The sequence below is a fragment of the Streptomyces solicamelliae genome (assembly GCF_045348655.1).
Taxonomy (GTDB): Bacteria; Actinomycetota; Actinomycetes; order Streptomycetales; family Streptomycetaceae; genus Streptomyces; species Streptomyces solicamelliae.
Map to the genome: position 1 here is coordinate 267,492 of NZ_CP160404.1, position 22,729 is coordinate 290,220.

Consider the following 22,729-nt stretch of genomic DNA (forward strand, 5'->3'; position numbering starts at 1 on the left):
CCAAGCCCGTCCGATATGCGGCTTGTTCAGACAAGTTGCGAAGCAACCTCACCAGCCCACACCCGAACCACCCTCCCCACGCCGGGAGACGTTCCAGCCCACGGGCGGCAGTCCGGGTCAGGGCAGGAGCCGGTGGAGACATTGCTCACCTTCACGGTCCACAGCCCGCCGTCGCCCCGGCCGAACCCGACCTCCCCCGCGGCCGGCACGGGGCGGCCGCCGGCATCACGCGTGGCCGGGGCCAGGTCTGACGGGCCGGCATATTCGTATGGGCGTCGCCTCGGGCTGCTGTCCACGGGGCGAGGTATGAACCGATATGGAAACCAGTTCGGGGAGTGTCTGTGCGGACCCGTAGACTCGCGGTCCTCCGGACCGGCCGGCAAGGGTCGGTCGCTGCTCAGGAAGTGCGCCCAGACATGAACACGCTCGAGTCCAGCGCCCCGATCTACTACCGCCTCGTCAAGGAGCGCGGTGACGTCCCCGCGGAGGTACGCAGAGCCGCCGAACAGATCCAGGCGGAGCTGGGACGGGTGATGGTCCTTCCGCCTCTGGGCCGGCCCGCGGAGGGGCAGCACCACTGACGGCGGCCCGCCCTGCGCACGGATGACGGATCGTCGACCGCCGGAGGAGACCCATGACCGGCCCCGACCGCCCGCCGTACCCGCTGCGCACGCAGCGGCTCGCGCTGCGGCCGGTACGCGCCGGCGATCTCGACGCGATCCACGCGCACCGCTCGTTGCCCGAGGTCGCACGGTACCTGCCCCACGAACCCCACACGCGGGAGACGACCGCCGACACCCTCCGCCGCGCAATCGCCGGCGCGGCGCCGGCCGAGCCCGGGGACCGGCTCGACCTGGCTGTGGAGGACGCGTCGGGACGCATCGTCGGCGAGGTACTGCTCAAGCGGGACGCGAAGCCGCTCACCGGGGAGATCGGCTTCGCGTTCCACCCCGACCCGCACGGCACCGGCATCGCGACGGAGGCCGTCACGGCCCCGCTCGGCCCCGCCTTCGACGGCTTCGGCCGGCACCGGGTCATCGGGATCCGCGACGGGCTCAACACCTGGGCGGACGAGCCCGAGCTCGCGGCACCCGGGGAAACGGAATCCTGAAGCCTGCTGTCCCCACCCGGTTTTGGATTGTAGGACGATCATCAATACCATCCGCCGGTGATCACGAAACGACGATGGGCGGCCCGGGTCTGCATCCTGCTCGCCGCCCTGGGCGCCGGGCTCGTCCCGGTGGGGGCGGTCGCCGACGAGCCGGCCGCCAAGGAAGCCCCCAAGGTGGAGTTGGTCCTCGACGTCAGCGGGTCCATGCGGGCCCGCGACATCGACGGGCAGTCGCGCATGGCCGCCGCGAAGCAGGCCTTCAACGAGGTCCTGGACGCGGTGCCGGAGGAGGTCCGGCTCGGCATACGCACGCTCGGCGCGGACTACCCCGGCGACGACCGCAAGCGCGGCTGCAAGGACACCCGGCAGCTCTACCCGGTCGGCCCGCTGGACCGGACCGAGGCCAAGACCGCGGTGGCCACCCTCGCGCCCACCGGCTGGACGCCGATCGGCCCCGCGCTCCTCGGCGCCGCAGAGGACCTCAAGGGCGGGACCGCGACGAAGCGGATCGTGCTCATCACCGACGGCGAGGACACCTGCGCCCCGCTCGACCCCTGCCAGGTCGCCCGCGACATCGCCGCGCAGGGCATCCACCTCGTCATCGACACCCTCGGCCTCGTGCCCGACGCCAAGACCCGGCAGCAGCTGACCTGCATCGCCGAGGCCACCGGCGGCACGTACACCACCGTCGAGCACACCGACGAACTGTCCAGCCGCGTGCGGCAGTTGGTCAAGCGGGCCGCCGACCCGGTCGTCACCCCCGTCGTCACCCAGGGCGCCGGCAAGTGCACCGACGCACCGGACCTCAAGGCCGGCCTGTACACCGACCGCGCGTCCTTCGACCAGCACCGCTGGTACAAGATCGCCGTCCTGCCCGGCCAGGAGCTGCGCGCCTCGGTGACCGTCTCCGCGGACCGGGCCGTGCACAACGACTACGGCGTCATGCTGCGCGCCGTGACCGTCCACGGCCGGGAGATCGTCCGCGGCTCGGAGGCCGGCCACGGCCGCACCGACGCCATCTCGACGGGCCTGCGCTACCCCAAGGCCCCCAGCGACGACTACGACTTCGACCCGGACGAGGAGACGGACGCCACGGAGCCCGCGCCGGCCGCCGAGACCGTCTGCCTGGAGGTCTCGAACTCCTTCGCCGCCCCGCCGTCCGTGAAGACCACCCCCGGCATGCCGGTCGAGCTGACCGTGGACCTGGTCGACGGTCCCGACCGGTCGTCCGACGTGGCGTCGTTCGGCCTCGGCCGCGGCTGGTGGCTGCTCGGCGTGCTGGTGCTCGCCGGCTTCCTCGCCGGCCTGATCTGGGGCTGGGTGTCACGCTGGCGGATCGCCGTCTGGAGGACGAACTGATGCGTACCCGACGCCTCATGACGGCCGCGCTCCTCGCGGGCGCCGCCCTGCTCGCCCCGGCCGCCCCGGCCCTGGCGGACACCCCGACCCCCTCCCCCGACCCGGACGCCGGCGTCACGACGCAGGGCCCCACGGAGGCCGGCACCACGTTCCGGACCGCCACCGCGTTCGAGCAGGGTCAGCGGGCCACCGCCGAGGCCTCGGCCGGCGACTACCTGTACTGGGTGTTCCCGGCGGACGCGGGTCAGCGGACGACTGTCAGCGCCACCGTGAAACTGCCCGAGTCCGCCGCCCGGCACGGCGCGTCGACCTGGCAGGTCGACGTGTACGACGGGCTGCGCCGCCGTCAGCCCTGCATGTACGGCATGCAGACGCGGACGGCGGCCACGGACGCCGCCTCCGTGGAGCTGTCGTGCACCCTGCGGCCGGTCCGCGCCTGGGCCGACACCTGGGCGAACGAGCCGCTGCCCGGGAGCTATTACGTCCGGCTGACCGTCACCCGGCTGCCGGAGCAGGACCACGGCCAGCCGATCTCGGCGGAGATCCGGGCGGAGTCGGCCGACGCGGGCGGCGCGTACGCGGTCGACGGCGCGCTGGCCGCCCCGCTGGGGCCGGCCGGGTCGGCGGCCCGCGAGGAGGAGCGGGCGCTGGCGAAGGACTGGTCGGCCGGCTGGTGGTCGGACCGCTGGATCTGGACCGCCGCGGGCGGCGTGCTCGGCGCGCTCGCGGGCGTCGCCGGGTACACGCTCACGCGCGGCCGCGGCCGTCCGTCGCACGTGCCGCCGACCGTCTGACGGTACGACAGCGGGCCCTGGGGGCGGCGCACCTGGGGGAAACGCCCGGGTGCGCCGCCCTCGGCCGTTCCGTACCGTTGCCGGCCACGCGCGGCCGCGGCCGCGTACGCGAGAACGTCACAGAAAAACCGCTTCCTCGTTACGCGGGAGCCCCCGTCCGCGTGTCACCCTGCCTGGCGGCACACATCAACACGCGTAGATCGCGCACCAGAGCCGGTTGCCCGATCCGTCGCGTTCCGCCCCCCGAGAGAGGGACCCCCCATGTTCCGTGCGCAGATAGGCAGAGGGAAAGCGACGCTGGCCGCCGTGTCCGCCGCCCTCGTCGCCCTCACCCTTCCCGCGGTCGTCGCGGCCCCCGCGAACGCCGCGACCACGCCGTACGACGACACGTACTACAAGAACGCGATCGGCAAGACGGGCCCGACGCTCAAGTCCTCGCTGCACACGATCATCCGCAGCCAGAGCAAGATCTCGTACGACGCGGTCTGGAACGCGCTGAAGGCCACCGACCAGGACCCGAACAACACCAACAACGTCATCCTGCTGTACAGCGGTGTCTCCCGCAGCAAGTCCCTGAACGGAGGCGACGTGGGCGACTGGAACCGGGAGCACACCTGGGCCCAGTCGCACGGCAGCTTCGGCACCTCCGCCGGCCCTGGCACGGACCTGCACCACCTGCGCGCCTGCGACGTCCAGGTCAACAGCATCCGCGGCAACAAGGACTGGGACTTCGGCGGCAGTCCGGTGAGCGGCGCGAGCGGCAGCTACACGGACTCCGACTCGTTCGAGCCGCGCAACGCCGACAAGGGCGACGTGGCGCGCATGATCCTGTACATGGCCGTCCGCTACGAGGGCGGCGACGGCTGGGCCGACCTGGAGCCCAACGAGTCGACCAGCAACGGCAGCGTGCCGCTCCACGGCCGCCTCTCGGTCCTGAAGCAGTGGAACGAGCAGGACCCGCCGAGCGCCTTCGAGAAGCGCCGCAACGACGTCATCTACAACTCCTACCAGGGCAACCGCAACCCGTTCATCGACCACCCGGAGTGGGTCGAGGCGATCTGGTAGCCGTCTTACGCAACACGCGCGCCGGGCCCTGCTGCGGGAGGGGCCCGGCGTCGCCGTTTCCGGCCGTCAGCCGACGAGGGTCTCGAACCCCGCGTCGCCGCAGTACGTCACCGCCCGGCCCTCGGACTTCGCGTCGCCGAGCAGTGCCATCTTGGTGTCGTCCACGAGGTGCGCGCCCGTCGGCTGGACTCCCTCGCGTTCCAGGACTCCCGCCGCGAGGACCGCGAGCCGCCCGAGGGCCGCGGGATCCGGATCGGTCCCCGGGCGGATCCGCCCGTCCCTGACGTCCTGCCAGGATCCCAACTTGGTGCAGTAGTCCCGCTGCCACTCCTCGGCCATCGACGACTCCTCGGCCTCGGACGAGCACCCGGTCGTCGCACCTGCGGCCAGAAGGACCGCCGCCATCATCAGGCCCCACCGCATCGTATTCCCCTCCCCTGGGACGACCGCCAGTATGGATCACTCGCCCGCTCGGGCGGCGCGCAGGGCGGTGGTGTCGAGGAGGGACAGGGCATCGGCGGCCGTGCGGCCGGGGGCGCGGTTCCAGGGGCCGATGAGGTCCGGCCAGCCCTGGGCGCGGAGTTCGGTGACGATCCAGGCGGCGGCCCGGTTCATGGTGTCGGCGCTGCCGTAGCCGAGGCGGTGGGCGGTGAGGAGGGCGCCGCAGACGCAGCGGGCGCCGCGGGTGTCGCGGAGCTTGTACGGTCGGTTCTGCCAGCCCCATTCGACGAGGACGCGGCGGGCGTGGCCGAGGTGGACGGACGGCCGGACGTCCGGCTGTCCGATGCGGCGCCAGGCGTGCAGGCGGTCCGGCAGGATCGCGCCGAGCCGGCCCGGCAGGGGGCGTTCGGCGGGCGCGGCGGGCGGCAGGGCGTCGAGCGCCGTGGCGACGAGCCGGTCGACGGGTACGGACAGCAGCGCGCGCCAGTCGCCGACGACGGCCGGAGGTGCGGCAGGGGCGGGTTCCGGGGCCGTGGCGTCCCAGTGGGCGACGAGTTCCTGCCAGGCCGCGGTGTCGTACAGGGTGACCGCTTCGCGGTCGAGGGTGTCGAGCGTGTCGGTCGGGGTCGGCACGAGACCTCCATCATTGACTTCCTTTTAGGAAGAATGTCGGTTTCGTTGCCTTTTTCCTTGAGCCCGGGGCTCGTACCCCGGATCAGCGGCCGCGCAGCGCCTGCGGCGCGTACTGCCGGACGGCCTCGCGCAGCTGCCTCATCGACGGGTTGACCATCGGACGGCCTTCGACCGTCACGGTCGGCACGGTCTCGAAGCCGTTCGCGACGGAGCGGACGAACGCGGCCGCGTCCGGGTCCCGCCAGATGTTCACCCGTGTCACCCGCAGCCCGCTGAACAGCAGCCGGAAGCGGAGCTTCATGCAGTACGTGCAGAGCGGCCGCCAGTACAGGACGACACCGTCCGCGTCCACGCCGCTGTTCGGCACCTCGGCCATCACGCCTCCCCGTCCGGGACGTCGAGCAGGAGCCCGGGCAGCAGTCCCGGGTCGGTGGCGGCGTGGGCGTCGCTGACCTGGCCGTCGCCCACCTCCACCACCCGCCAGGCGCCGTCGGTGCGGCGCGCCAGGTCGGTGGTGACGAAGCGGCAGCCGAGCCGGACCACCGCGGCGGCGATCCGGTCGAGTGCCGCGGCCGGCACCGGGTCCGCGTCGTGCGCGGCGGGGCCGTCCGGGTGCGGGGTGACCAGCCGGGGCGTGCCGTCCAGCCACCAGAGCCTCAGCTCGGTCGCGGCGGCGGCGGGCTTCTCGTACGGCTCGAAGGACCGCAGGACGACGCCGCCGGCGAGCCACTCGCCCTGCAGTTCGGCGAACCGCCCCACGATCCGGCCGAGTCCGGCGGGATCGTGGAGGTCGGGGACGTAACACGCCTCGTCCCACTCGTGCTTGCGGGACTTCACGTAGTCCTTGACGATGCCGGGCCCCGCTGGCAGCCGTCGCGCGAGCGCGCCGGCGTCCGCGAGGGAGAACCCCTCGGTCCAGGCGCTGGGCGGCGTGAGTTCGGCGAACTCCGCGTACCAGCCGGGCAGTTCGTGCGCCGCGCGGTACCGCTCGGGGGTAACGAGCAGCGACGCCCCGCGCCGCTCCAGCGCGTCGGCGAAGGCCCGGTAGCCGTCCGCGGGGATCATCCAGCCGCGGTACCAGCAGGGCCCGAGGTCCCGGGGGACGCGGGCCACGGCCCGCTCCGCGTCACCGGCGAGCAGGGCGTCGTGGTCGACGAGGGCGACCGTGCCGCCGAGCGCCCGGGCCGCGCGCGCCTCCGCCGCGAAGTGGGCGTCGGTGCGGCGGGCGTCGAGCGGATCGGCGCAGTACAGGAGCGACGGCGGCATGGCCCAGACTCTACGCCCGGCCCCGCGCACGACGAGAGGCCCGGCCCGTGCACGACGGGACCGGGCCTCCTGCGCGCGGCGGGTCAGCCCCGGTTCACCTTGATGACGACGGTGTTGCACACCTTGTCGGCGAACGTCTGCCGCTTCTCGTCCCAGAGCGGCCACAGCCAGCCGAGGTAGCAGGCCAGGGAGTCGATGATGTGGGTGATCTTCCGCAGCAGGGCCATCCCGATGCCGAGGGGGCTGCCGTCCCGCTCGCGGAGCAGCTGGATGCCCATGACCTTCTTGCCGATGGTCTGGCCGCGCTTGCCCTCCCGGTACAGCTGGTAGAACGCCATACCGAACATGTAGATCGCGGCGACGAAGAGCAGCGGACCCTGCGGCTCCTCGCTGTCGTTGATGGCGATGGACAGGAACATGAGGGCGTACACCGGACCGAGGATGATCAGCCCGTCCAGGAAGTGTGCGCCGACCCGGTGGCCCCAGTGGGCGAGCTCCGGGAAGGCCGCGGGCGCCGGCGGGTACGCCCCGTACGGCTGGGCCGGCTGCTGCGGGTAGCCGTACTGGGGCTGCTGGCCGTAGGCCGGCTGCTGCCCGTACTGCGGCGGGACGCCCTGCGGGGCCTGCTGGGGGTAGCCGTACTGCGGCTGACCCTGCGGCGGCTGCTGGTTGTAGGGGTTGTTCGGGTCGCCAAAGCTCACGGCGATGGTCTCGCAATCAGGGGTCGAGGACGCGACGGCCGGTCATCGTTCCCGTACGAACACCCGTTTGTCCAATCGCCGCGCGCTCAGTCGCGGTCGAGGAGGAGTTCGAAGGACGTCCCGGGGCGGCCGTCGAAGTCGCGGTCGCCGGTGGGGACGAAGCCGATCCGGGTGAGCACGGCGAGCGAACCGGGGTTGTCGAGCGTGGTCTCCGCGGTCAGCCGGGTGAGCCCGTACGAGGTCCGGGCCAGCTCGACCAGGCGTCGGACGGCGGCGGTGGCGAGACCGCGCCCGGCGGCCTTCTCCGCGATCCGGTAGCCGAGTTCGGCGGAACCGTCCTCGACGTCGATGAGGTTGACCCGGCCGAGGACCTCCCCGTCCTCGGCGACGAGCAGGTGGAAATGGATCCCCCCGGTCTCCTGCTCGTCCAGCAGCGCCCGGTGCCGGGCCTCGAACTCGGCGAAGTACGCGTCGCCCCGGTCGGGTACGGAGCGGGCGAAGTAGGCGCGGTTCTCCCGCTCGAAGGCCAGCAGGGCGGGGGCGTGGTCGGCGCGCAGGCGCTGCAGTTCGGGCATGGCGGGAAGGGTACGGCTCGGAGCGTGCTCCAGGTCAAACCGCCGGGAGTTCGATCCGTTCGTGGGGTGTACCGCTGTGGTGGAGGCGGGCCACCGGGGTCAGTTCGTGGTCGGCGAGTGCCTGCGCCACCAGCGTGAGGCCGCGCGCCAGGTCGTCGCGGACGAGGACGTCCAGGATTCTGTGTCCACCGCCGCTCCCTGCTATCTCGGCCTCGCCGAGCCGGGCCTTGCGGAGTGCGCCGTCCAGGGCCTCCGCCACGGCGACGACCCGGTCGCGGGTCTCGAGCCGCAGCTCCAGGGTCCAGGAGCTGACCTCGGCCAGCGGGCTGCGGCCGAACCAGCGCTTGGCGACGGTCCCGGTCGGGAGGCCGGCGAGGGTCGCCACCGCCCAGGCGGCCTCGGCACGGGCGGCGGGGTCGGCGAGCGCGCGCAGCAGGACGGGGTGGGTGTAGCCCGCGGCGCGCAGGGCGTCGGCGAGCGGGGCGGCCGCCCGGTGGCCGCCGCGCGCCGTGGCGCGCTTCAGCGCCTCGCGGACGGCGGGGTCGGCGAGCGCCGGGTGCCGGACGGCGGCCGCGACGGTCGCCTCGGCCTCGGCGAGCAGGGCGGCCCAGGCGGCGAAGGGGAACTCCCCGTCGGCGGTGCGCAGGGAGTACACCGACGAGTCCTCCCCCGCCACCACGGCCGGCACGCCCCCGGGGCCGGCCGGTGTCCACTCCACGGGCTCGTCGCGCAGGTCGCGGGCCTCGAACCAGTCCCGGGTGTCCGGCCGCACCCCGCGGCCGGTGCGCGGGCGGACAGCGGCGAAGGCGGCGTCCACGTACGGGACGATGCCGTCCGGGTCGTCGTCCCCGGTGAGGAAGGCGAACCGGGCGAGCAGGGCGAGGACCGGGCCGGGGTGCCGCAGCTCGGGGTCGTGCAGGGCGAACGCCCGGGCCAGCAGGTCGAGCTCGGCCCAGCTCATCACGTGCGGATGGAAGTGGGCGCGGTCGTCCCAGCCGAGCTCGGCGGGCTCCTCCTCGCCTGGGGCCGCGAGCCCCAGCTCCACGGACTCCGGGCCGAGGTCGACGTCCAGCACCAGCCGGTGCGCCCCGCCGGCCCCGAGCTCGGCGCGCACGGGGTCGCGGTCGTCGTCCTCGTACGGGCCGGCGTCCTCGCCCTCGAAGAGGTAGACCGGCCAGAAGGCGGGCTCCGCGAGGAGGGACGTGAACGCATCGGGGAGAGGCATGGGGTCACCCTAGTCACGCCGTCCCACCCGGCCGCCCCGCACCCCGGTGGTCCCCCCTAGGGTGATCGAATGAGACGACACCTCGCCTTCTCGCAGCTGCACAACTTCCGTGACCTGGGCGGCTATCCGACCGCCGACGGCCGCAGTGTCCGGTGGGGCCTGCTGTACCGGTCCGACTCGCTGGGCAAGCTCCGCGGCGCGGACTGGGACCGGTTCCTGGAACTGGGCGTGCGAACGGTGATCGACCTGCGCTATCCGTGGGAGATCGAGGCCAAGGGCCGGGTCCCGGAGGCGGCGGGGCTCGGGTACGCGAACCTCAGCATCGAGCACCGGCCGTACGACCAGGCGGAGATCGATCCGGCACTCGACCCGTGGCGCTACCTCGCCGACCGGTACGGGGAGGTCGCCCTCGACGGGGCGGCGGAGCTGCGGCAGGCCCTGGAGCTCATCGCCGACGGGGACGAGCCGCAGGTCTTCCACTGCGCCTCCGGCAAGGACCGCACCGGCCTGCTGGCCGCGCTGGTCCTGACGCTGCTCGGGGTGGACGAGGACACCGTCGCGGCGGACTTCGCCCTGACCGAGCTGGCGACGGAGCGGCTGATCGCCGACTGGCGGGCCGCCCACCCCGGCCGCGAGCTGCGCTGGCCGGGGTACGGACGCGCGCCGGAGGAGATCATCCGGCTCACCCTGGCCGACCTGAGGACGACGTACGGCTCGGTCGAGGCGTACGTCCGCGACCACGTCGGGGTCGACGACGCGACGGTCGCCCGGCTCCGCGAGCGGCTGCTGACCGGCGGGCGTGAAGCACGTCACACGGCGGCGGAGCCGGAGGGCGCGGCGGGCGCATAGAGTCGGAGGCGCACCACCACCGACCCTTCCGAGGAGCACCCGTGACCCAGCCGGCCCCCAGCGCAGTGCAGCAGGAGATCGCCGCAGAACTCCAGGTGGCCGACGTCTTCGACGCGGCGGCCGAGATCGAGCGCCGGGTCGCGTTCCTCGCCGAGCGGCTGACGTCGACCGGGCTGCGCTCGCTGGTCCTCGGCATCAGCGGCGGCGTCGACTCCACGACCACGGGCCGGCTGTGCCAGCTGGCCGTGGAGCGGGCGCGGACGGCCGGGCACGAGGCGACGTTCTACGCGATGCGGCTGCCGTACGGCGTGCAGGCGGACGAGCGGGACGCGCAGCTCGCGCTGTCGTTCATCCAGGCCGACCAGGTCATGACGGTGGACGTGAAGCCGGCGTCGGACGCGGCCCTGGACGCGGCGATCGCGGGCGGGCTGACCTTCAAGGACCCGCACCACCAGGACTTCGTGCACGGCAACATCAAGGCCCGCCAGCGCATGATCGCCCAGTACGCGGTGGCCGGCGCCCACGACGGCCTGGTCGTGGGCACGGACCACGCGGCCGAGGCGGTGTCGGGCTTCTTCACGAAGTTCGGCGACGGCGCGGCGGACGTGGTGCCGCTGACGGGTCTGACCAAGCGCCGGGTGCGCGCCGTCGCGGACGCGCTGGGCGCGCCCGCCGAGCTGGTGTGGAAGACCCCGACCGCGGACCTGGAGACCCTGGACCCGGGCAAGGCGGACGAGGACGCGCTGGGCGTCACGTACGACGACATCGACGACTTCCTGGAGGGCAAGCCGGTCTCCGAGGAGGCCTACGCGACGATCGAGCGCCGCTACCGGCTGACCGAGCACAAGCGGCAGCTGCCGATCGCGCCCTGAGCCGGGCCGACGGCACTCAGCGTCGCGCGTGCAGGGTGCGCGCAACGCGGGGGCCGAGCCAGCGCTTGATCCGGCGCAGTCCGTCGAGCCGCTCGACGGCGCGGTCGAGCCGGTAGTAGAGCTGCGGCGGCACGTACGGCAGCAGCGGGGAGTGCCGCTGGCCGAGCAGGGCGAACATCTGCGCCGGGGGCAGGTGGATGTACCGCGCCAGATTCTCGTACCACTGGGCGCTGTGGCGAGCAGCGCTCTGCACGGACAGCAGCGCGTCGCGCCGTTCCCGCTCGTAGCGGGCGAGCGCGGCCGGCAGCTCGGTGGTGGTGCGCAGCGCCTCGGCGAGGGCGAGGGCGTCCTCCAGGGCGAGGGTCGTACCGGCGCCGATGGAGTAGTGCGTGGTGTGGGCGGCGTCGCCGAGCAGGACGAGGTTGCCGCGGTGCCAGGTCTCGTTGGTCAGGGTGCGGAAGTTGAGCCACTGCACGGCGTCGCCGGTCTGCGCCCGGCCGATGAGGGGGTGCCCGTCGAGGATGTCGGCGAACAGTTTCTCCAGGGCGCCGAGTCCGTCCGCCTCGTTCATCGCGTCGAGGCCGAGTCCGCTCCAGGTCTCGGGGGCGCATTCCACGACGCAGGTGCTGTGGTCGCCGCTGAACCCGTAGGCGTAGCACCAGATCCAGCCGTGCTCGGTCTCGACGAAGGAGAAGGTGAACGAGTCGAAGACCTGGGTGGTGCCGAGCCAGGCGTAGACGTTGCGGCCGACGGAGACGCGGGCGCCGAAGTGATCGGCGTGCCGTTCGCGCAGCTTGCTGTTGATGCCGTCGGCGGCGACGACCAGGTCGGCGTCGGGCAGGTCGTCCGGGCCGAGGTCGTGCTCGAACTCGACGCGCACGCCCAGTGATCGGGCGCGGTCGGTCAGGATGTCCAGGAGCCGGTGCCGGCCGATGCCGTGGCCCTCGTCACCGTGGTGCGTGGTGGAGACGCCGTCGACGTGGGCGATGCCGTCGCTCCAGCGCACGGAGCTCTCGGCGACGGCGCGGGCCGACTCCGGGTCGTGCGCGGTGAGTTTCTCGAGCAGGCCCGCCCAGTACGTCACGCCCCAGCCGTACGTCGAGCCGACGGGGTTCCGTTCGTACACGGTGATGTCGTGGGACGGGTCCTGCAGCTTCATGAGGATCGAGAAGTACAGGCCGGCGGGACCGCCGCCGACGCAGGCGACCTTCAAGGATGCTCCTGGCGATGACACTTGGTGATGGACTGACAGCGCAGGGTAGCAGTCCGGTCGCGCGCCGGCGGTTCATTCGGCCGTGGGGTGCGGTGTGCCGGGCCGGGGCGCCCTGTCAGTTCGCCAGGAAGCGCTCCACGGCGGCCGCGAGTTCGGCGGGGGTCTCCTCGGGCGCGTAGTGGCCGGCCCCGTCGAAGACCTCGAGGCGGGCGTTGGGGTACCACTGGAGCCAGGTGGCCTCCATGGTGGCGGCGCCGAGGGCCGGGTCGTGGGCGCCGGCGACCAGCAGCACCGGGGTGGGGTTGCCCTTGACCTGCTCGTGGAAGTCGGTGCGGGACCAGGAGTCCAGGTAGGCGCGGAAGGCGGCCTTGGAGGAGCGGCTGAGGGAGCGCTGCACCATGGCGTCGAGCCAGTGGTCGGGGTGCCGGCCGCCGGTGGTGTTGTCGATGATGGCGCGGCGGTGGCCGGGTTCGTCCGTGGCGCCGGTGAACAGTTCCCAGGCCGCGTCGTCGAGGGGGAAGCCGGCGGCGGGCACGGGCGCGACGCCGATGATCGAGCGGATCCGCTCGGGGGCCCGGAGCATCATCCACTGCGCCGCCTTGCCGCCCATGGAGTGGCCGAGGACGGAGAAGTCGTCCCAGCCGAGGTGGTCGGCGACGGCGAGGGCGTCCTCGGCGACCTCCTCCATGGTGTACGCGCCGTCGGCGTCGATCGCCTCGCCGTAGCCGCGGCAGTCCAGGAAGGCGTGGGTGTGCGCGTCGCCGTCGGCGTGTTCGCGGTAGGCGTCGAAGCTGGAGCGGTCGCCGAACCAGTTGTGGAGCACGATCACCCGGGCGGGACCGGTGCCGTGTACGTCGTGCGGAAGGATCTGACCTGCCATCAAGGCTCCCTGGGGTTGCGGTGGTCGACGTCGGGGCCGAGTCTCGCGGGCTCCCCGGGGCGGGTCAACCGCGCCGGGGAGCGCGCGTCGGGGCGCGGAATCGAACTGCGTGCGCCTCAGGGGGCGGTGGGTCCGGTGTGCAGGACGCGGGCGAGGAAGGACCGGGTGCGTTCGTGTGCCGGGTCGCCGAGCACCTGGGCGGGGGGTCCCTCCTCGACGACGCGGCCGTCGTCCATGAAGACGACCCGGTCGGCGACGTCGCGGGCGAAGCCCATCTCGTGGGTGACGACCAGCATCGTCATGCCCTCGGCGGCGAGGGCGCGCATCACCGCGAGCACGTCGCCGACGAGCTCGGGGTCGAGGGCGCTGGTGGGTTCGTCGAAGAGCATCAGTCCCGGGCCCATCGACAGGGCGCGGGCGATGGCGACGCGTTGCTGCTGGCCGCCGGAGAGCTGGGCCGGGTAGCTGTCGGCCCGGTCGGCGAGCCCGACCCGGGCGAGGTTCTCGCGGGCGACGGCGGCCGCCTGCTCCTTGTCCCGGTGGAGCACGCGCCGCTGGGCGATGGTCAGGTTCTCGAGGACGTTCAGGTGCGGGAACAGGTTGAACTGCTGGAAGACCATGCCGATGCGGCGGCGTACGGCGTCCAGGTCGACGTCCGGGTCGGTGAGGTCGACGCCGTCGACGGTGACGGTGCCGGCGGTGGGTTCCTCCAGGAGGTTCACGCAGCGCAGCAGGGTCGACTTGCCGGAGCCGGAGGGGCCGATGACGCAGACGACCTCGCCGGGGGCGACGGTGAAGTCGATGCCGCGCAGCACCTCGTGGTCTCCGAAGGACTTGCGCAGGTCCCTGATCTCGATGGCCGCGGTCATGACGCCGCTCACCTCGCCTTCTCGTGCTTGGCCTCGAGCCGGCGGACCACCTGGCCGAGCGGCACGGTCACCAGGAGGTAGCAGAGGCCGGCCACGAAGATCGGGGTGGTGTTGGCGGTGGTGCTCGCCAGGTCCCGGCCGAATTTGGTGAGTTCGCGCTGCTGGAGGGTGACGCCGAGGAACAGCACCAGCGAGGAGTCCTTGAAGAGCAGGACGAGTTCGTTGGTGAGCGGGGGCACGATGATCCGGAACGCCTGCGGGATGATGATCGAGCGCATCGCGGTGAACTGCGACATGCCGAGCGAGCGCGCGGCCTCCAGCTGGCCGCGCGGCACGGCCTGGATGCCGGCCCGGATGGTCTCCGCCATGTACGCCGCGGACACCAGGCCGAGCGCGCAGGCCACCTGCCCGTACGTCTCGCCGGGGAACTGCAGCCCGGGGAAGGCGAGGGGGACGCCGACGCCGACGAAGATGAAGATCAGCAGGGCGGGCAGGCCGCGGAACAGCTCGATGTACACCATGGCGAGCCAGCGGTACGGGCCGACCGACGACAGCCGCATCAGGGCGACGACGAGGCCGAGCACGAGGCCGACGGCGAAACCGCTGAGCGTGTACACCACGGTGTTGAGCAGGGCGACCGTGATCAGGTCGGGGAACAGCCGGCGGGCGACGTCGGGCTCCAGGAACTGCTCCTGGAGCCGCTGCCAGTCGGCCAGCCCGGCCACGGCCGCGAGGACCGCGACGAAGAGGGCGTACTGGACCGCGCGGACGACGCGCCGCCGGCGTCGGGGCGACATGGTCACGAGGCGTCGGCGCCGTTCGGCATGGGCCCGATCCACTGCTCGTAGATCTTCTTGTACGTGCCGTCGGCCTTGGCGTCGGTGATGGCCTTGTCGATCAACTTGAGCAGTTCGGGGTTGCCGCCCTTCTTCACGGCGAAGCCGTACTGCTCGCCGGTGTCGAGGTTGCCGACGATCTCGAACTTGGCTGCGTTGGCGGGGTCCTTGAGCCAGTTCTGGACGACCGGGTAGTCCTGGACGATGACGTCGACCTGGCCGGTGCGCAGGCCGTTGAGTTCGGCGTCGGAGCTCTCGAAGGACTGGGGGTCGGCGCCGTGTTCGCGGGCGAAGTCCTCGCCGGTGGTGGACGACTGGGAGCCCAGCTTGAGCTTCTGCGCGACGATGTCCTCGACGGTGGCGGCCCTGACGCCCTTGCGGGCGAGGAGGGCCTGGGTGGCGTCGAAGTACGGGACGGAGAAGTCGAGGTTCTTCTTGCGCTCGTCGGTGATCGTCATGCCGGCGGCGGCGACGTCGCAGACGCCCGCGTTGAGGTCGGCGCCGGTCTTGATGGTCTCGAAGGACTTGTCGACGACGACCTGCTTCAGGCCGAGGTCCTCGGCGACCAGGTCGACCATGGAGACGTCGAAGCCGACGACCTTGCCGTCCTGCTCGGACTGGAAGGGCGCGTACGGGAGATGGGTGCAGGTGGTCAGCTGACCGGTCTTGACGAGCTTGGCGCCCTTGACGGTGGCCCCTTCGTCGCCGCTGCCGCAGGCGGTGAGCGACGCGGCGAGCGTGATGGGCAGGGACATGACAGCGAAGCGGCGGGAGGACAGGCGGAGCGAGCTCATGCATTCCCCTTGCGCTGAAAGCCGGAACGGTGCGGATCGGCGACGGTCCGCGCGCGCGAATGACGCACAGGATGTCGGAGTCGATCAGGAAACGCCAGGGGGCGTTCGCGATCTCTCCGTACTTGTCGTCAGCTCGCCTTCGGGCGCCCCGAACTCCCTTACCGCGCGCGGAGGTACGCCAGGCCGGGGTGCACCGCGGTGTAGCCGTCGAGCAGCCGGCGGGCGACGGCCAGCGAGTCGACCAGCGGGTGCAGCGCGAACGCCTTGACGGCGGCGGCTCGCGAACCGCTCCCGGCCGCCGCGATCACCTCGCGCTCCACCGCCTTCACTGCGGTGACGAGCCCGGCGGCATGGTAGGGAAGGGGGTCCGCGGCCAGCGGCCGGGCGCCGTTCGCGTCCACGACGCAGGGCACCTCGACGACGGCGTCCGCGTCGAGCCCGGACAGCGTGGTGCGGTTGCGGACGTTGAGGATCAGCGTGGTCCGCTCGTCCCGCGCGACCGCCCGCATCAGGGCGAGCGCGACCTGCTCGTACCCGCCGGACTCCAGGTCGTCCTCGGCGCGTTCGCCCGCGCCGGCGACGTCCCGGTTCTCCGCCATGTACGTGGCCTCCCGCTCGGCGCGGGTCCGGTCCCAGGTCCGCCACGCGGGCGCGGCCGGGTCGGCCATCTCCTCGTAGAACCGGGCCTGTTGGTCGCGCAGGAACGCGCCGCGGGTCTGCTCGGCCTCCTGGTAGGCGCGGACGGCCTCGCGGTTGAAGTAGTAGTAGTGCAGGTACTCGTTGGGGATCGCGCCGAGGGAGCGCAGCCACTCGGCGCCGAACAGCCGTCCCTCCTCGAAGGATTCGAGCAGCTTCGCGTCGGCGAGCAGCCGGGGCAGTTCGTCGCGGCCGTCGACGTACAGGCCGCGGACCCAGCCGAGGTGGTTGAGCCCGGCGTAGTCGACGCGGGCCCGTTCCGGGTCCGCACCGAGCACACGGGCGAGCCGACGGCCGAGTCCGACGGGCGAGTCGCAGATGCCGATGACGCGGTCGCCGAGGTGCCGGGCCATGGCCTCGGTGACCAGGCCGGCGGGGTTGGTGAAGTTGATGACCCAGGCGTCCGGGGCGATCCGGGCGACCCGGCGGGCGATGTCCACGGCGACGGGCAGGGTGCGCAGCCCGTACGCGATACCTCCGGCGCCGACCGTCTCCTGCCCGAGGACGCCCTCCGCGAGCGCGACGCGCTCGTCGGCGGCGCGCCCCTCCAGACCGCCGACGCGGATCGCGGAGAACACGAAGTCGGTGCCGCGCAGGGCGTCGTCGAGGTCGGTGGTGACCCTGACCTCGGGGGCGTCGGGCACGTCCGCCGCCTGCTCGGCGAGGACCCGGGCGACGGCGGCGAGCCGGGCCGGGTCGACGTCGTGCAGGGTGACGTGGGTGACCCGGCCCTCGCGCCGGTCGCGCAGCAGCGCCCCGTACACGAGGGGGACGCGGAAGCCGCCTCCGCCGAGGATGGTCAGGGTCACCCGGTGTCGTCGTTCGGCAAGCACACCGTGCACCCTACTGCGCGGCCCGCGCGCCGGGCGGGAGCGCCGGACACGCCGAGGGGCCGGGGCCGCGGACGGCGCGTCGGGCGCGCCCGCGGAGCCTAGGCTGGAGACATGCGGATCACCCCTGCCGAACGCCGCCGACTGCTCGGACACCGTCATCTGCTGGCGCCCCGGGAACGGGCCGGGCTCGTCGAGGACGTGGCCGAGACGCTGGTCGGGCTGCACGCGACGGACGCCGCCAGCGTGGTCCTCTCGGCACGGGCGCGGGTGCGGGAGCCCTCGCCGGCGGACGTGGACCGGGCGCTGTACGAGGACCGGACGCTGCTGCGGATGCACTGCATGCGGCGCACCCTGTTCGTCGTGCCGACGGACCTGGTGCCGGTCTTCCACCACTCCACCTCGGAGGCCATCGCGAAGCGGGAGCGCGCGGTGCTCCTGAAGCATCTGGCGGCGACCGGCCCGGCGCGCAACGACCGCTGGCTGAACAACGCGGAGCGGGCCGCCCTCGAGGCGCTGACCCGGCTGGGCGAGGCCGGGGCGGTGGAGCTGACGGCGGAGGTGCCGGCGCTGCAGGAGACGATCGTGCTGTCGCCGGGCAAGCCGTACCAGGCGACGCAGCGGGTCGGCGGCTGGGTGCTGCGGCTCCTGGCGATGGAGGGGCGGATCCGGCGCGGCCGCCCGCTCGGCGGCTGGACGTCGAACCAGTTCCGCTACTCGGTGGCCCCGGAGATGCCGGCGATGGATCCGGCGGAGGCCCGCACGGAGCTGGTCCGCCGCTGGCTGGCCTGCTACGGGCCGGGCACGGTCGACGACCTCGCGTGGTGGACGGGCTGGCCGAACGGGCAGGTCCGCGAGGCGCTGGGACGGATCGCCACCACCGAGGCGGAGCTCGCCGAGGGCACCGGCCTCGTCCTCGCGGACGGCCGCATCGAGGAGACCCTGGCGCAGGAGGACGCGGCGCCCTGGGCGGCGTTCCTGCCCGGTCTGGACCCGGCGACGATGGGCTGGAAGCACCGCGACTGGTACGTCGACCCGGCGCACCGCCCCCTGCTGTACGACAGCGCGGGGAACGGCGGACCGACGGTGTGGTGGAACGGCGAGATCGTCGGGGCGTGGGCGCAGCGCGCGGACGGCGAGATCGCGTGGCGGCTGCTGTCCGACCGGGGCGCGGAGGCTCGGGCGGCGGTGGAGGCCGGGGCGGCGGCACTGCAGGAGTGGCTGGCGCACTACCGTATGGTGGCCCGGTTCCCGGCGCCGCTCACGAAGGAACTGACGGCCTGACAGGTCGCCGGGGGGGTTGGACACCCCGGGCGAGTGCGATTCCCGGGCGCGTTTGATACCTCGTCACATGACCGCCCCCGCATGACATTTGTCATCGGATACCCGGGCATCGGATCGTCCGGGAGGCGGAGGTCCGGGCGCGGTCGGCGCGGTGAGGATGGACGGACAGTCCACTCCCCACGAGAACAGGACCCGTTCCATGCGCCTGACCCGTCCACGCCTCGCGGCCGTCGCCGCCGTCACCCTCGCTTCCCTGGCCCTCGGTCCGCTGCCGGCCGCGCAGGCGGCCGGGACCGATGCCCCGGCCCGTGCCGCCGCGGCGGTCGCGGTGGCCGAGACCGCCCCGCTGGACCGGGCCGGTCTGCGGGCCGCCCTGGACGCCTTCCACGAGGCGGGCATGTACGGGGCGCACACGGCGGTCCGGGACGGCCACGCGCGCTGGCGCGGGGCGACCGGTTACGCGGACGTCGACACGAAGCAGCCGATGCGCGCCGACATGGAGCACCGGATCGGCAGCATCACCAAGACGTTCACGGCCGTGGCGCTGCTCCAGCAGTCCGCCCGCGGCCGGCTGGACCTCGACGCGCCGGTCGGCCGCTACCTCCCGGAGCTGGTGCCCGGCGAGCGGGGCCGGCAGGTGACGGTGCGGATGCTCCTGAACCACACCAGCGGCATCGGCGACTATGTGCTTCCCGCGTTCCCCGGCATCGTCGAGGACCCGGGCAAGGCCCTGGACGCGCAGCGATTCCGGCACATCGAGCCCGAGGAGCTGGCCCGCCTCGGCCTGGCCGCGCCCGCGACGACGGTGGGCAAGCACGTGTACTCGAACACCAACTACGTCCTCGCCGGGCTGGTGCTGGAGAAGGTGACGGGGCAGGACGCCGAGGCGTACATCACACGGAACGTCATACGCCGGGCCGGGCTGAAGCACACGTACTTCCCCGCCTCGCCCCGGCTGACCGGGCCGCACCCGAAGATGTACGAGTCGTTCTACGGGTACATCGAGCCCGCCCGCGACTACAGCGTCTACGACATGTCGTGGGCCGGTGCGGCGGGGGCGATGGTGTCGACGCCGTCCGACCTCGCGTCCTTCTACCGGCAGCTCCTCGGCGGCAGGCTCCTCGGCCCGGCCGAGCTGAAGCAGATGAAGACCACCGTGCCCGCGTACGACGCGGCGCCGGGCGAGGAGGTGTCCATGCGGTACGGGCTGGGCCTGTACACGCTCAAGATGCCGAGCGGCGGCTGGTACTGGGGCCACGACGGCGCGGTGTTCGGCGCGGGCACCTGGGCGCTGTCCACGGAGGACGGCAGCCGGCAGACCGCGCTCGCCTACAACCTGATGAAGTACCAGCGTTTCGAGGAGAACGGCACGCCGAAGCCCGACCCGGTGACGCCGGCGATGGTGGCGTACATGGACCGCGCCCTGAGCGGCGGCGCGCCCGAGAAGGCGGCCCGGAAGAGCGCGGAGGCGGCCAAGGCGCCGTTCGCGCCCGGACTGGTCACGGAGGACCGGCTCAACCTGCGCGCGGCCACGGTCCGTTAGCCGGTCGGCATCGTCTCCCGGTACGCGTCGAGAGCCGTCCCGACGCGCAGCCAGGTGGCCGTGTCCCGTTCACGCGCGGGCAGTTCCTTCCCACGGCCCGCGCCCCACGCGGTCGCCACCTTCACGGGGTCGTCGCCCCAGGCCGCTCCCGCGGCCAGGGCGGCGGCCCCGACGGCGACGAGTTCCTCGCCCTCGGGGAGGACCAGCGGCCGCCCGGACAGACGGCGCACCGTCTCGATCCAGGTGTGGCCCCTGGCGCCGCCGCCGATCAGCCGCAGCGGGCGTTCCCGTACGGCGGGCGCGTGCGGGTCGGCGCCTGTCGCGGTGAACAGGTCGTCCAGGACCCGCAGGAGCGTGAACACCGCGCCCTCGTACGCCGCGCCGAGAATCTGGCGGGGCGTCGTCGCGTGGCGCAGGCCGGTGAGCAGTCCGGAGGCGCCGGGGAGGTCCGGGCTGCGCTCGCCGTCGAGGTAGGGCAGCAGAACGGTCTCCCCGCCGGGTTCGGCGTCGTCGCGGTCGAGGCCGAGGAGACTCGCGATCCTGTCGATCGCGAGCGTGCAGTTGAGGGTGCAGCCGAGCGGGAGGTAGGTGCCGTCGGCGGCGGCGAAGCCGGCGAGCCCGGCCGCGGCGGGCCGGGTGCGGGTGGCGGCGAAGACCGTGCCGGACGTGCCGAGGCTGAGGACCGGGTGGTCGAGCAGTCCGGTCTCCCCCAGGCCGAGCCCGACGGCCGCCGCCATGTTGTCGCCGGTGCCCGCGGCGACGGGGATGCCGGGCCGCAGGCCCAGGAAGCCGGCCGCGGTCGCGGTCAGGGAGCCCACGCGCTCCGCGCCGCTCCTGGCGACGGCGGGCAGCAGGGCCGGATCGAGACCGATCAGGTCGAGCAGCGCCGGGTCGTACGCGCCGGTGCGGGTGGAGTACCAGCAGGTGCCGGAGGCGTCGCCGGGGTCGGTCGCCGCCACCCCGGCGAGGCGCTCGGTGAGGAAGTCGTGCGGCAGCCGCACCGCGGCGGCCCGGTCGGCGGTCGCCGGCTCGTGCTCCCGCAGCCACTGCCACTTGGCGGCCGTCATGGAGGCGACGGGTGCGGAACCGGTGCGCTCCAGCCAGGCGGCGGGGCCGCCGAGCGCGCGGGTCAGCGCCGCGGCCTGGGGCGCGGACCGTGTGTCGTTCCACAGCAGCGCGGGGCGCAGCGGGCGGCCGGCGGCGTCGAGCACCACCAGGCCGTGCTGCTGGCCGGCGACGGCGATGCCGGCGACGTCGGCGGGCGAGACGCCGGAGGTGGCGAGAGCGCCGCGCAGCGACGTGCCCAGGGCGTCCCACCAGCTCTCGGGGTCGCTCTCGCGGGTGCCGGCCTCGCCGGTGACGGTGTGGCCGGCGCGTCCGACGGCCAGGACCCGGCCGGTCCCGGCGTCCGTCACGACGGTCTTCGTGGACTGCGTGGAGCTGTCCACGCCTACGACGACAGGGCGGGTCAGCACCGGATACCTCACAGGGGATGATCGATTTGGTAAGCAGTCACACAAATTAACGAACCGCGGTCAGGCTACATCAACCCCGTCCGGCCGGATTCCCCCGCATTCCGCATCGAAGGTCGGGGGCTTGCCGCCTCCGCCCGCGTCGGCTATTAGTTTCGATACACAACAAATAGCCGCTGTCAGGAGCGACACCATGCCCGAGCGTTTCTCCCCCACCCCCGAGGACCGGTTCACCTTCGGCCTGTGGACCGTCGGCTGGCAGGGCCGGGACCCGTTCGGCGAGGCCACCCGGCCCGCCCTCGACCCGGTCGAGTCCGTCGAGCGGCTCGCCGCCCTCGGCGCGTACGGCGTCACCTTCCACGACGACGACCTGATCCCCTTCGGCGCGGCGGACGCGGAGCGCGACGCGGCGGTCAAGCGGTTCCGTGCCGCCCTCGACCGCACCGGGCTCACCGTCCCCATGGCCACCACCAACCTCTTCACCCACCCGGTCTTCAAGGACGGCGCGTTCACCGCCAACGACCGGGACGTGCGCCGGTTCGCGCTGCGCAAGACGCTCCGCAACATCGACCTCGCCGTCGAGCTCGGCGCCGAGGTGTACGTGGCCTGGGGCGGCCGGGAGGGCGCCGAGTCCGGTGCGGCCAAGGACGTCCGGGTCGCCCTCGATCGCATGAAGGAGGCGTTCGACCTGCTCGGCCAGTACGTCACGGAGCAGGGCTACGTGCTCCGCTTCGCGATCGAGCCGAAGCCGAACGAGCCGCGCGGCGACATCCTGCTGCCCACGATCGGGCACGCGCTCGCCTTCATCGAGCGCCTGGAGCGGCCCGAGCTGGTCGGCGTGAACCCGGAGACCGGCCACGAGCAGATGGCGGGGCTGAACTTCCCGCACGGCATCGCGCAGGCCCTGTGGGCGGACAAGCTCTTCCACATCGACCTGAACGGCCAGTCGGGCATCAAGTACGACCAGGACCTCCGCTTCGGGGCGGGCGACCTGCGCCAGGCGTTCTGGCTGGTGGACCTCCTGGAGTCGGCGGGCTACGCGGGCCCGCGCCACTTCGACTTCAAGCCGGTGCGCACGGACGGCGCCGACGGGGTGTGGGAGTCCGCGAAGAGCTGCATGCGCAACTACCTGATCCTCAAGGAGCGCGCCGCGGCCTTCCGTTCCGACCCGGAGGCGGTGGCCGCGCTGGCCGCGTCACGGCTGCCCGAGCTCGCCGTGCCGACCGCCGCCGACGGCCTCGTGGGCCTGCTGGCCGACCGCGCCGCGTACGAGGACTTCGACGTGGACGCGGCGGCCGCGCGCTCGATGGCCTTCGAGCGCCTGGACCAGCTGGCTCTGGAGCACCTGCTCGGCGTCCGCCCCTGACCGGCCGGGACAATCGGAACCGGGACCGGCCGACGCAGGGCCGGCCCCGGTGACC

At 73.2% G+C, this 22,729-nt stretch carries 24 protein-coding genes; 10 read left to right on the top strand and 14 right to left on the bottom strand.

Annotated features, from left to right (window positions below; genetic code table 11):
- The first annotated feature begins 416 nt into the window (after nt 1-416).
- The 5 genes from ABZO31_RS01340 to ABZO31_RS01360 all read left to right on the top strand — a co-directional run bounded on the left by ABZO31_RS01340 (nt 417) and on the right by ABZO31_RS01360 (nt 4,329).
- A complete protein-coding gene (locus ABZO31_RS01340; RefSeq protein ID WP_406858945.1) occupies nt 417-581 on the top strand; it encodes a hypothetical protein in 165 nt (54 codons plus the stop codon).
- A gap of 53 nt (nt 582-634) precedes the next feature.
- A complete protein-coding gene (locus ABZO31_RS01345; RefSeq protein WP_406858946.1) occupies nt 635-1,111 on the top strand; it encodes a GNAT family N-acetyltransferase in 477 nt (158 codons plus the stop codon).
- Nucleotides 1,112-1,168: 57 nt separating this feature from the next.
- A complete protein-coding gene (locus tag ABZO31_RS01350) occupies nt 1,169-2,470 on the top strand; it encodes a VWA domain-containing protein (protein WP_406858947.1) in 1,302 nt (433 codons plus the stop codon).
- Nucleotides 2,470-3,264: a hypothetical protein gene (locus ABZO31_RS01355; RefSeq protein ID WP_406858948.1), complete on the top strand. Its 795-nt coding sequence runs from the start codon at nt 2,470-2,472 to the stop codon at nt 3,262-3,264. The genes ABZO31_RS01350 and ABZO31_RS01355 overlap by 1 nt, the downstream gene beginning before the upstream one ends.
- A gap of 261 nt (nt 3,265-3,525) precedes the next feature.
- Nucleotides 3,526-4,329 (top strand): endonuclease I family protein, encoded by an 804-nt coding sequence (locus ABZO31_RS01360; protein WP_406858949.1) that lies wholly within the window; start codon nt 3,526-3,528, stop codon nt 4,327-4,329.
- A 66-nt stretch (nt 4,330-4,395) separates the two neighbouring features.
- Here ABZO31_RS01360 and ABZO31_RS01365 read toward each other — a convergent pair whose 3' ends face one another.
- The 7 genes from ABZO31_RS01365 to ABZO31_RS01395 all read right to left on the bottom strand — a co-directional run bounded on the left by ABZO31_RS01365 (nt 4,396) and on the right by ABZO31_RS01395 (nt 9,170).
- Nucleotides 4,396-4,752, bottom strand: coding sequence for a hypothetical protein (locus tag ABZO31_RS01365; RefSeq protein WP_406858950.1), 357 nt, complete (start codon nt 4,750-4,752; stop codon nt 4,396-4,398).
- A gap of 36 nt (nt 4,753-4,788) precedes the next feature.
- Nucleotides 4,789-5,403, bottom strand: coding sequence for a DUF6197 family protein (locus tag ABZO31_RS01370; RefSeq protein ID WP_406858951.1), 615 nt, complete (start codon nt 5,401-5,403; stop codon nt 4,789-4,791).
- A gap of 82 nt (nt 5,404-5,485) precedes the next feature.
- Entirely contained in the window at nt 5,486-5,779 is a 294-nt protein-coding gene (locus tag ABZO31_RS01375) for a glutaredoxin domain-containing protein (protein WP_406858952.1), read from the bottom strand.
- Nucleotides 5,779-6,669 carry an ATP-grasp domain-containing protein gene (locus ABZO31_RS01380; protein ID WP_406858953.1) on the bottom strand — a complete coding sequence of 297 codons (891 nt, stop codon included), beginning with the start codon at nt 6,667-6,669 and terminating at the stop codon, nt 5,779-5,781. The genes ABZO31_RS01375 and ABZO31_RS01380 overlap by 1 nt, the downstream gene beginning before the upstream one ends.
- An 83-nt stretch (nt 6,670-6,752) precedes the next feature.
- A complete protein-coding gene (locus ABZO31_RS01385; protein ID WP_406858954.1) occupies nt 6,753-7,370 on the bottom strand; it encodes an RDD family protein in 618 nt (205 codons plus the stop codon).
- An 86-nt stretch (nt 7,371-7,456) separates the two neighbouring features.
- Entirely contained in the window at nt 7,457-7,945 is a 489-nt protein-coding gene (locus ABZO31_RS01390) for a GNAT family N-acetyltransferase (RefSeq protein ID WP_406858955.1), read from the bottom strand.
- 34 nt (nt 7,946-7,979) lie between these two features.
- A complete protein-coding gene (locus ABZO31_RS01395; protein ID WP_406858956.1) occupies nt 7,980-9,170 on the bottom strand; it encodes a hypothetical protein in 1,191 nt (396 codons plus the stop codon).
- 69 nt (nt 9,171-9,239) lie between these two features.
- Between ABZO31_RS01395 and ABZO31_RS01400 the strand changes: the two genes are divergently transcribed.
- Nucleotides 9,240-10,019: a tyrosine-protein phosphatase gene (locus ABZO31_RS01400; protein WP_406858957.1), complete on the top strand. Its 780-nt coding sequence runs from the start codon at nt 9,240-9,242 to the stop codon at nt 10,017-10,019.
- A gap of 41 nt (nt 10,020-10,060) precedes the next feature.
- Entirely contained in the window at nt 10,061-10,891 is an 831-nt protein-coding gene (nadE, locus tag ABZO31_RS01405; protein WP_406858958.1) for an ammonia-dependent NAD(+) synthetase, read from the top strand.
- Nucleotides 10,892-10,907: 16 nt separating this feature from the next.
- Here the strand turns inward: nadE and ABZO31_RS01410 are convergent, their stop codons facing one another.
- The 6 genes from ABZO31_RS01410 to ABZO31_RS01435 all read right to left on the bottom strand — a co-directional run bounded on the left by ABZO31_RS01410 (nt 10,908) and on the right by ABZO31_RS01435 (nt 16,988).
- Entirely contained in the window at nt 10,908-12,104 is a 1,197-nt protein-coding gene (locus tag ABZO31_RS01410) for an FAD-dependent monooxygenase (RefSeq protein WP_406858959.1), read from the bottom strand.
- Nucleotides 12,105-12,219: 115 nt separating this feature from the next.
- The gene (locus ABZO31_RS01415; protein WP_406858960.1) at nt 12,220-12,984 is read right to left on the bottom strand and encodes an alpha/beta fold hydrolase; all 765 of its coding nucleotides are present in this window, start codon (nt 12,982-12,984) and stop codon (nt 12,220-12,222) included.
- Nucleotides 12,985-13,100: 116 nt separating this feature from the next.
- Nucleotides 13,101-13,853: an amino acid ABC transporter ATP-binding protein gene (locus tag ABZO31_RS01420; protein ID WP_406858961.1), complete on the bottom strand. Its 753-nt coding sequence runs from the start codon at nt 13,851-13,853 to the stop codon at nt 13,101-13,103.
- 8 nt (nt 13,854-13,861) lie between these two features.
- Complete coding sequence (locus tag ABZO31_RS01425) at nt 13,862-14,650, bottom strand: amino acid ABC transporter permease (protein ID WP_406858962.1); 789 nt, start codon at nt 14,648-14,650, stop codon at nt 13,862-13,864.
- 2 nt (nt 14,651-14,652) lie between these two features.
- A complete protein-coding gene (locus ABZO31_RS01430) occupies nt 14,653-15,483 on the bottom strand; it encodes a transporter substrate-binding domain-containing protein (protein ID WP_406858963.1) in 831 nt (276 codons plus the stop codon).
- Between the two features lie 158 nt (nt 15,484-15,641).
- Nucleotides 15,642-16,988 (bottom strand): 6-phospho-beta-glucosidase, encoded by a 1,347-nt coding sequence (locus ABZO31_RS01435; protein WP_406865230.1) that lies wholly within the window; start codon nt 16,986-16,988, stop codon nt 15,642-15,644.
- Between the two features lie 135 nt (nt 16,989-17,123).
- Between ABZO31_RS01435 and ABZO31_RS01440 the strand changes: the two genes are divergently transcribed.
- Both ABZO31_RS01440 and ABZO31_RS01445 read left to right on the top strand, forming a co-directional pair.
- Nucleotides 17,124-18,293, top strand: coding sequence for a winged helix DNA-binding domain-containing protein (locus ABZO31_RS01440; RefSeq protein WP_406858964.1), 1,170 nt, complete (start codon nt 17,124-17,126; stop codon nt 18,291-18,293).
- A 199-nt stretch (nt 18,294-18,492) separates the two neighbouring features.
- Nucleotides 18,493-19,836 (top strand): serine hydrolase domain-containing protein, encoded by a 1,344-nt coding sequence (locus ABZO31_RS01445; RefSeq protein WP_406858965.1) that lies wholly within the window; start codon nt 18,493-18,495, stop codon nt 19,834-19,836.
- Here the strand turns inward: ABZO31_RS01445 and xylB are convergent.
- Nucleotides 19,833-21,311 carry a xylulokinase gene (gene xylB / locus ABZO31_RS01450; protein WP_406858966.1) on the bottom strand — a complete coding sequence of 493 codons (1,479 nt, stop codon included), beginning with the start codon at nt 21,309-21,311 and terminating at the stop codon, nt 19,833-19,835. The two genes, ABZO31_RS01445 and xylB, sit on opposite strands and share 4 nt — an antisense overlap.
- 190 nt (nt 21,312-21,501) lie before the next feature.
- On the opposite strand from xylB, the gene xylA reads away from it, so the two are divergent.
- The gene (gene xylA / locus ABZO31_RS01455; protein WP_406858967.1) at nt 21,502-22,674 is read left to right on the top strand and encodes a xylose isomerase; all 1,173 of its coding nucleotides are present in this window, start codon (nt 21,502-21,504) and stop codon (nt 22,672-22,674) included.
- Nucleotides 22,675-22,729 lie beyond the last annotated feature (55 nt).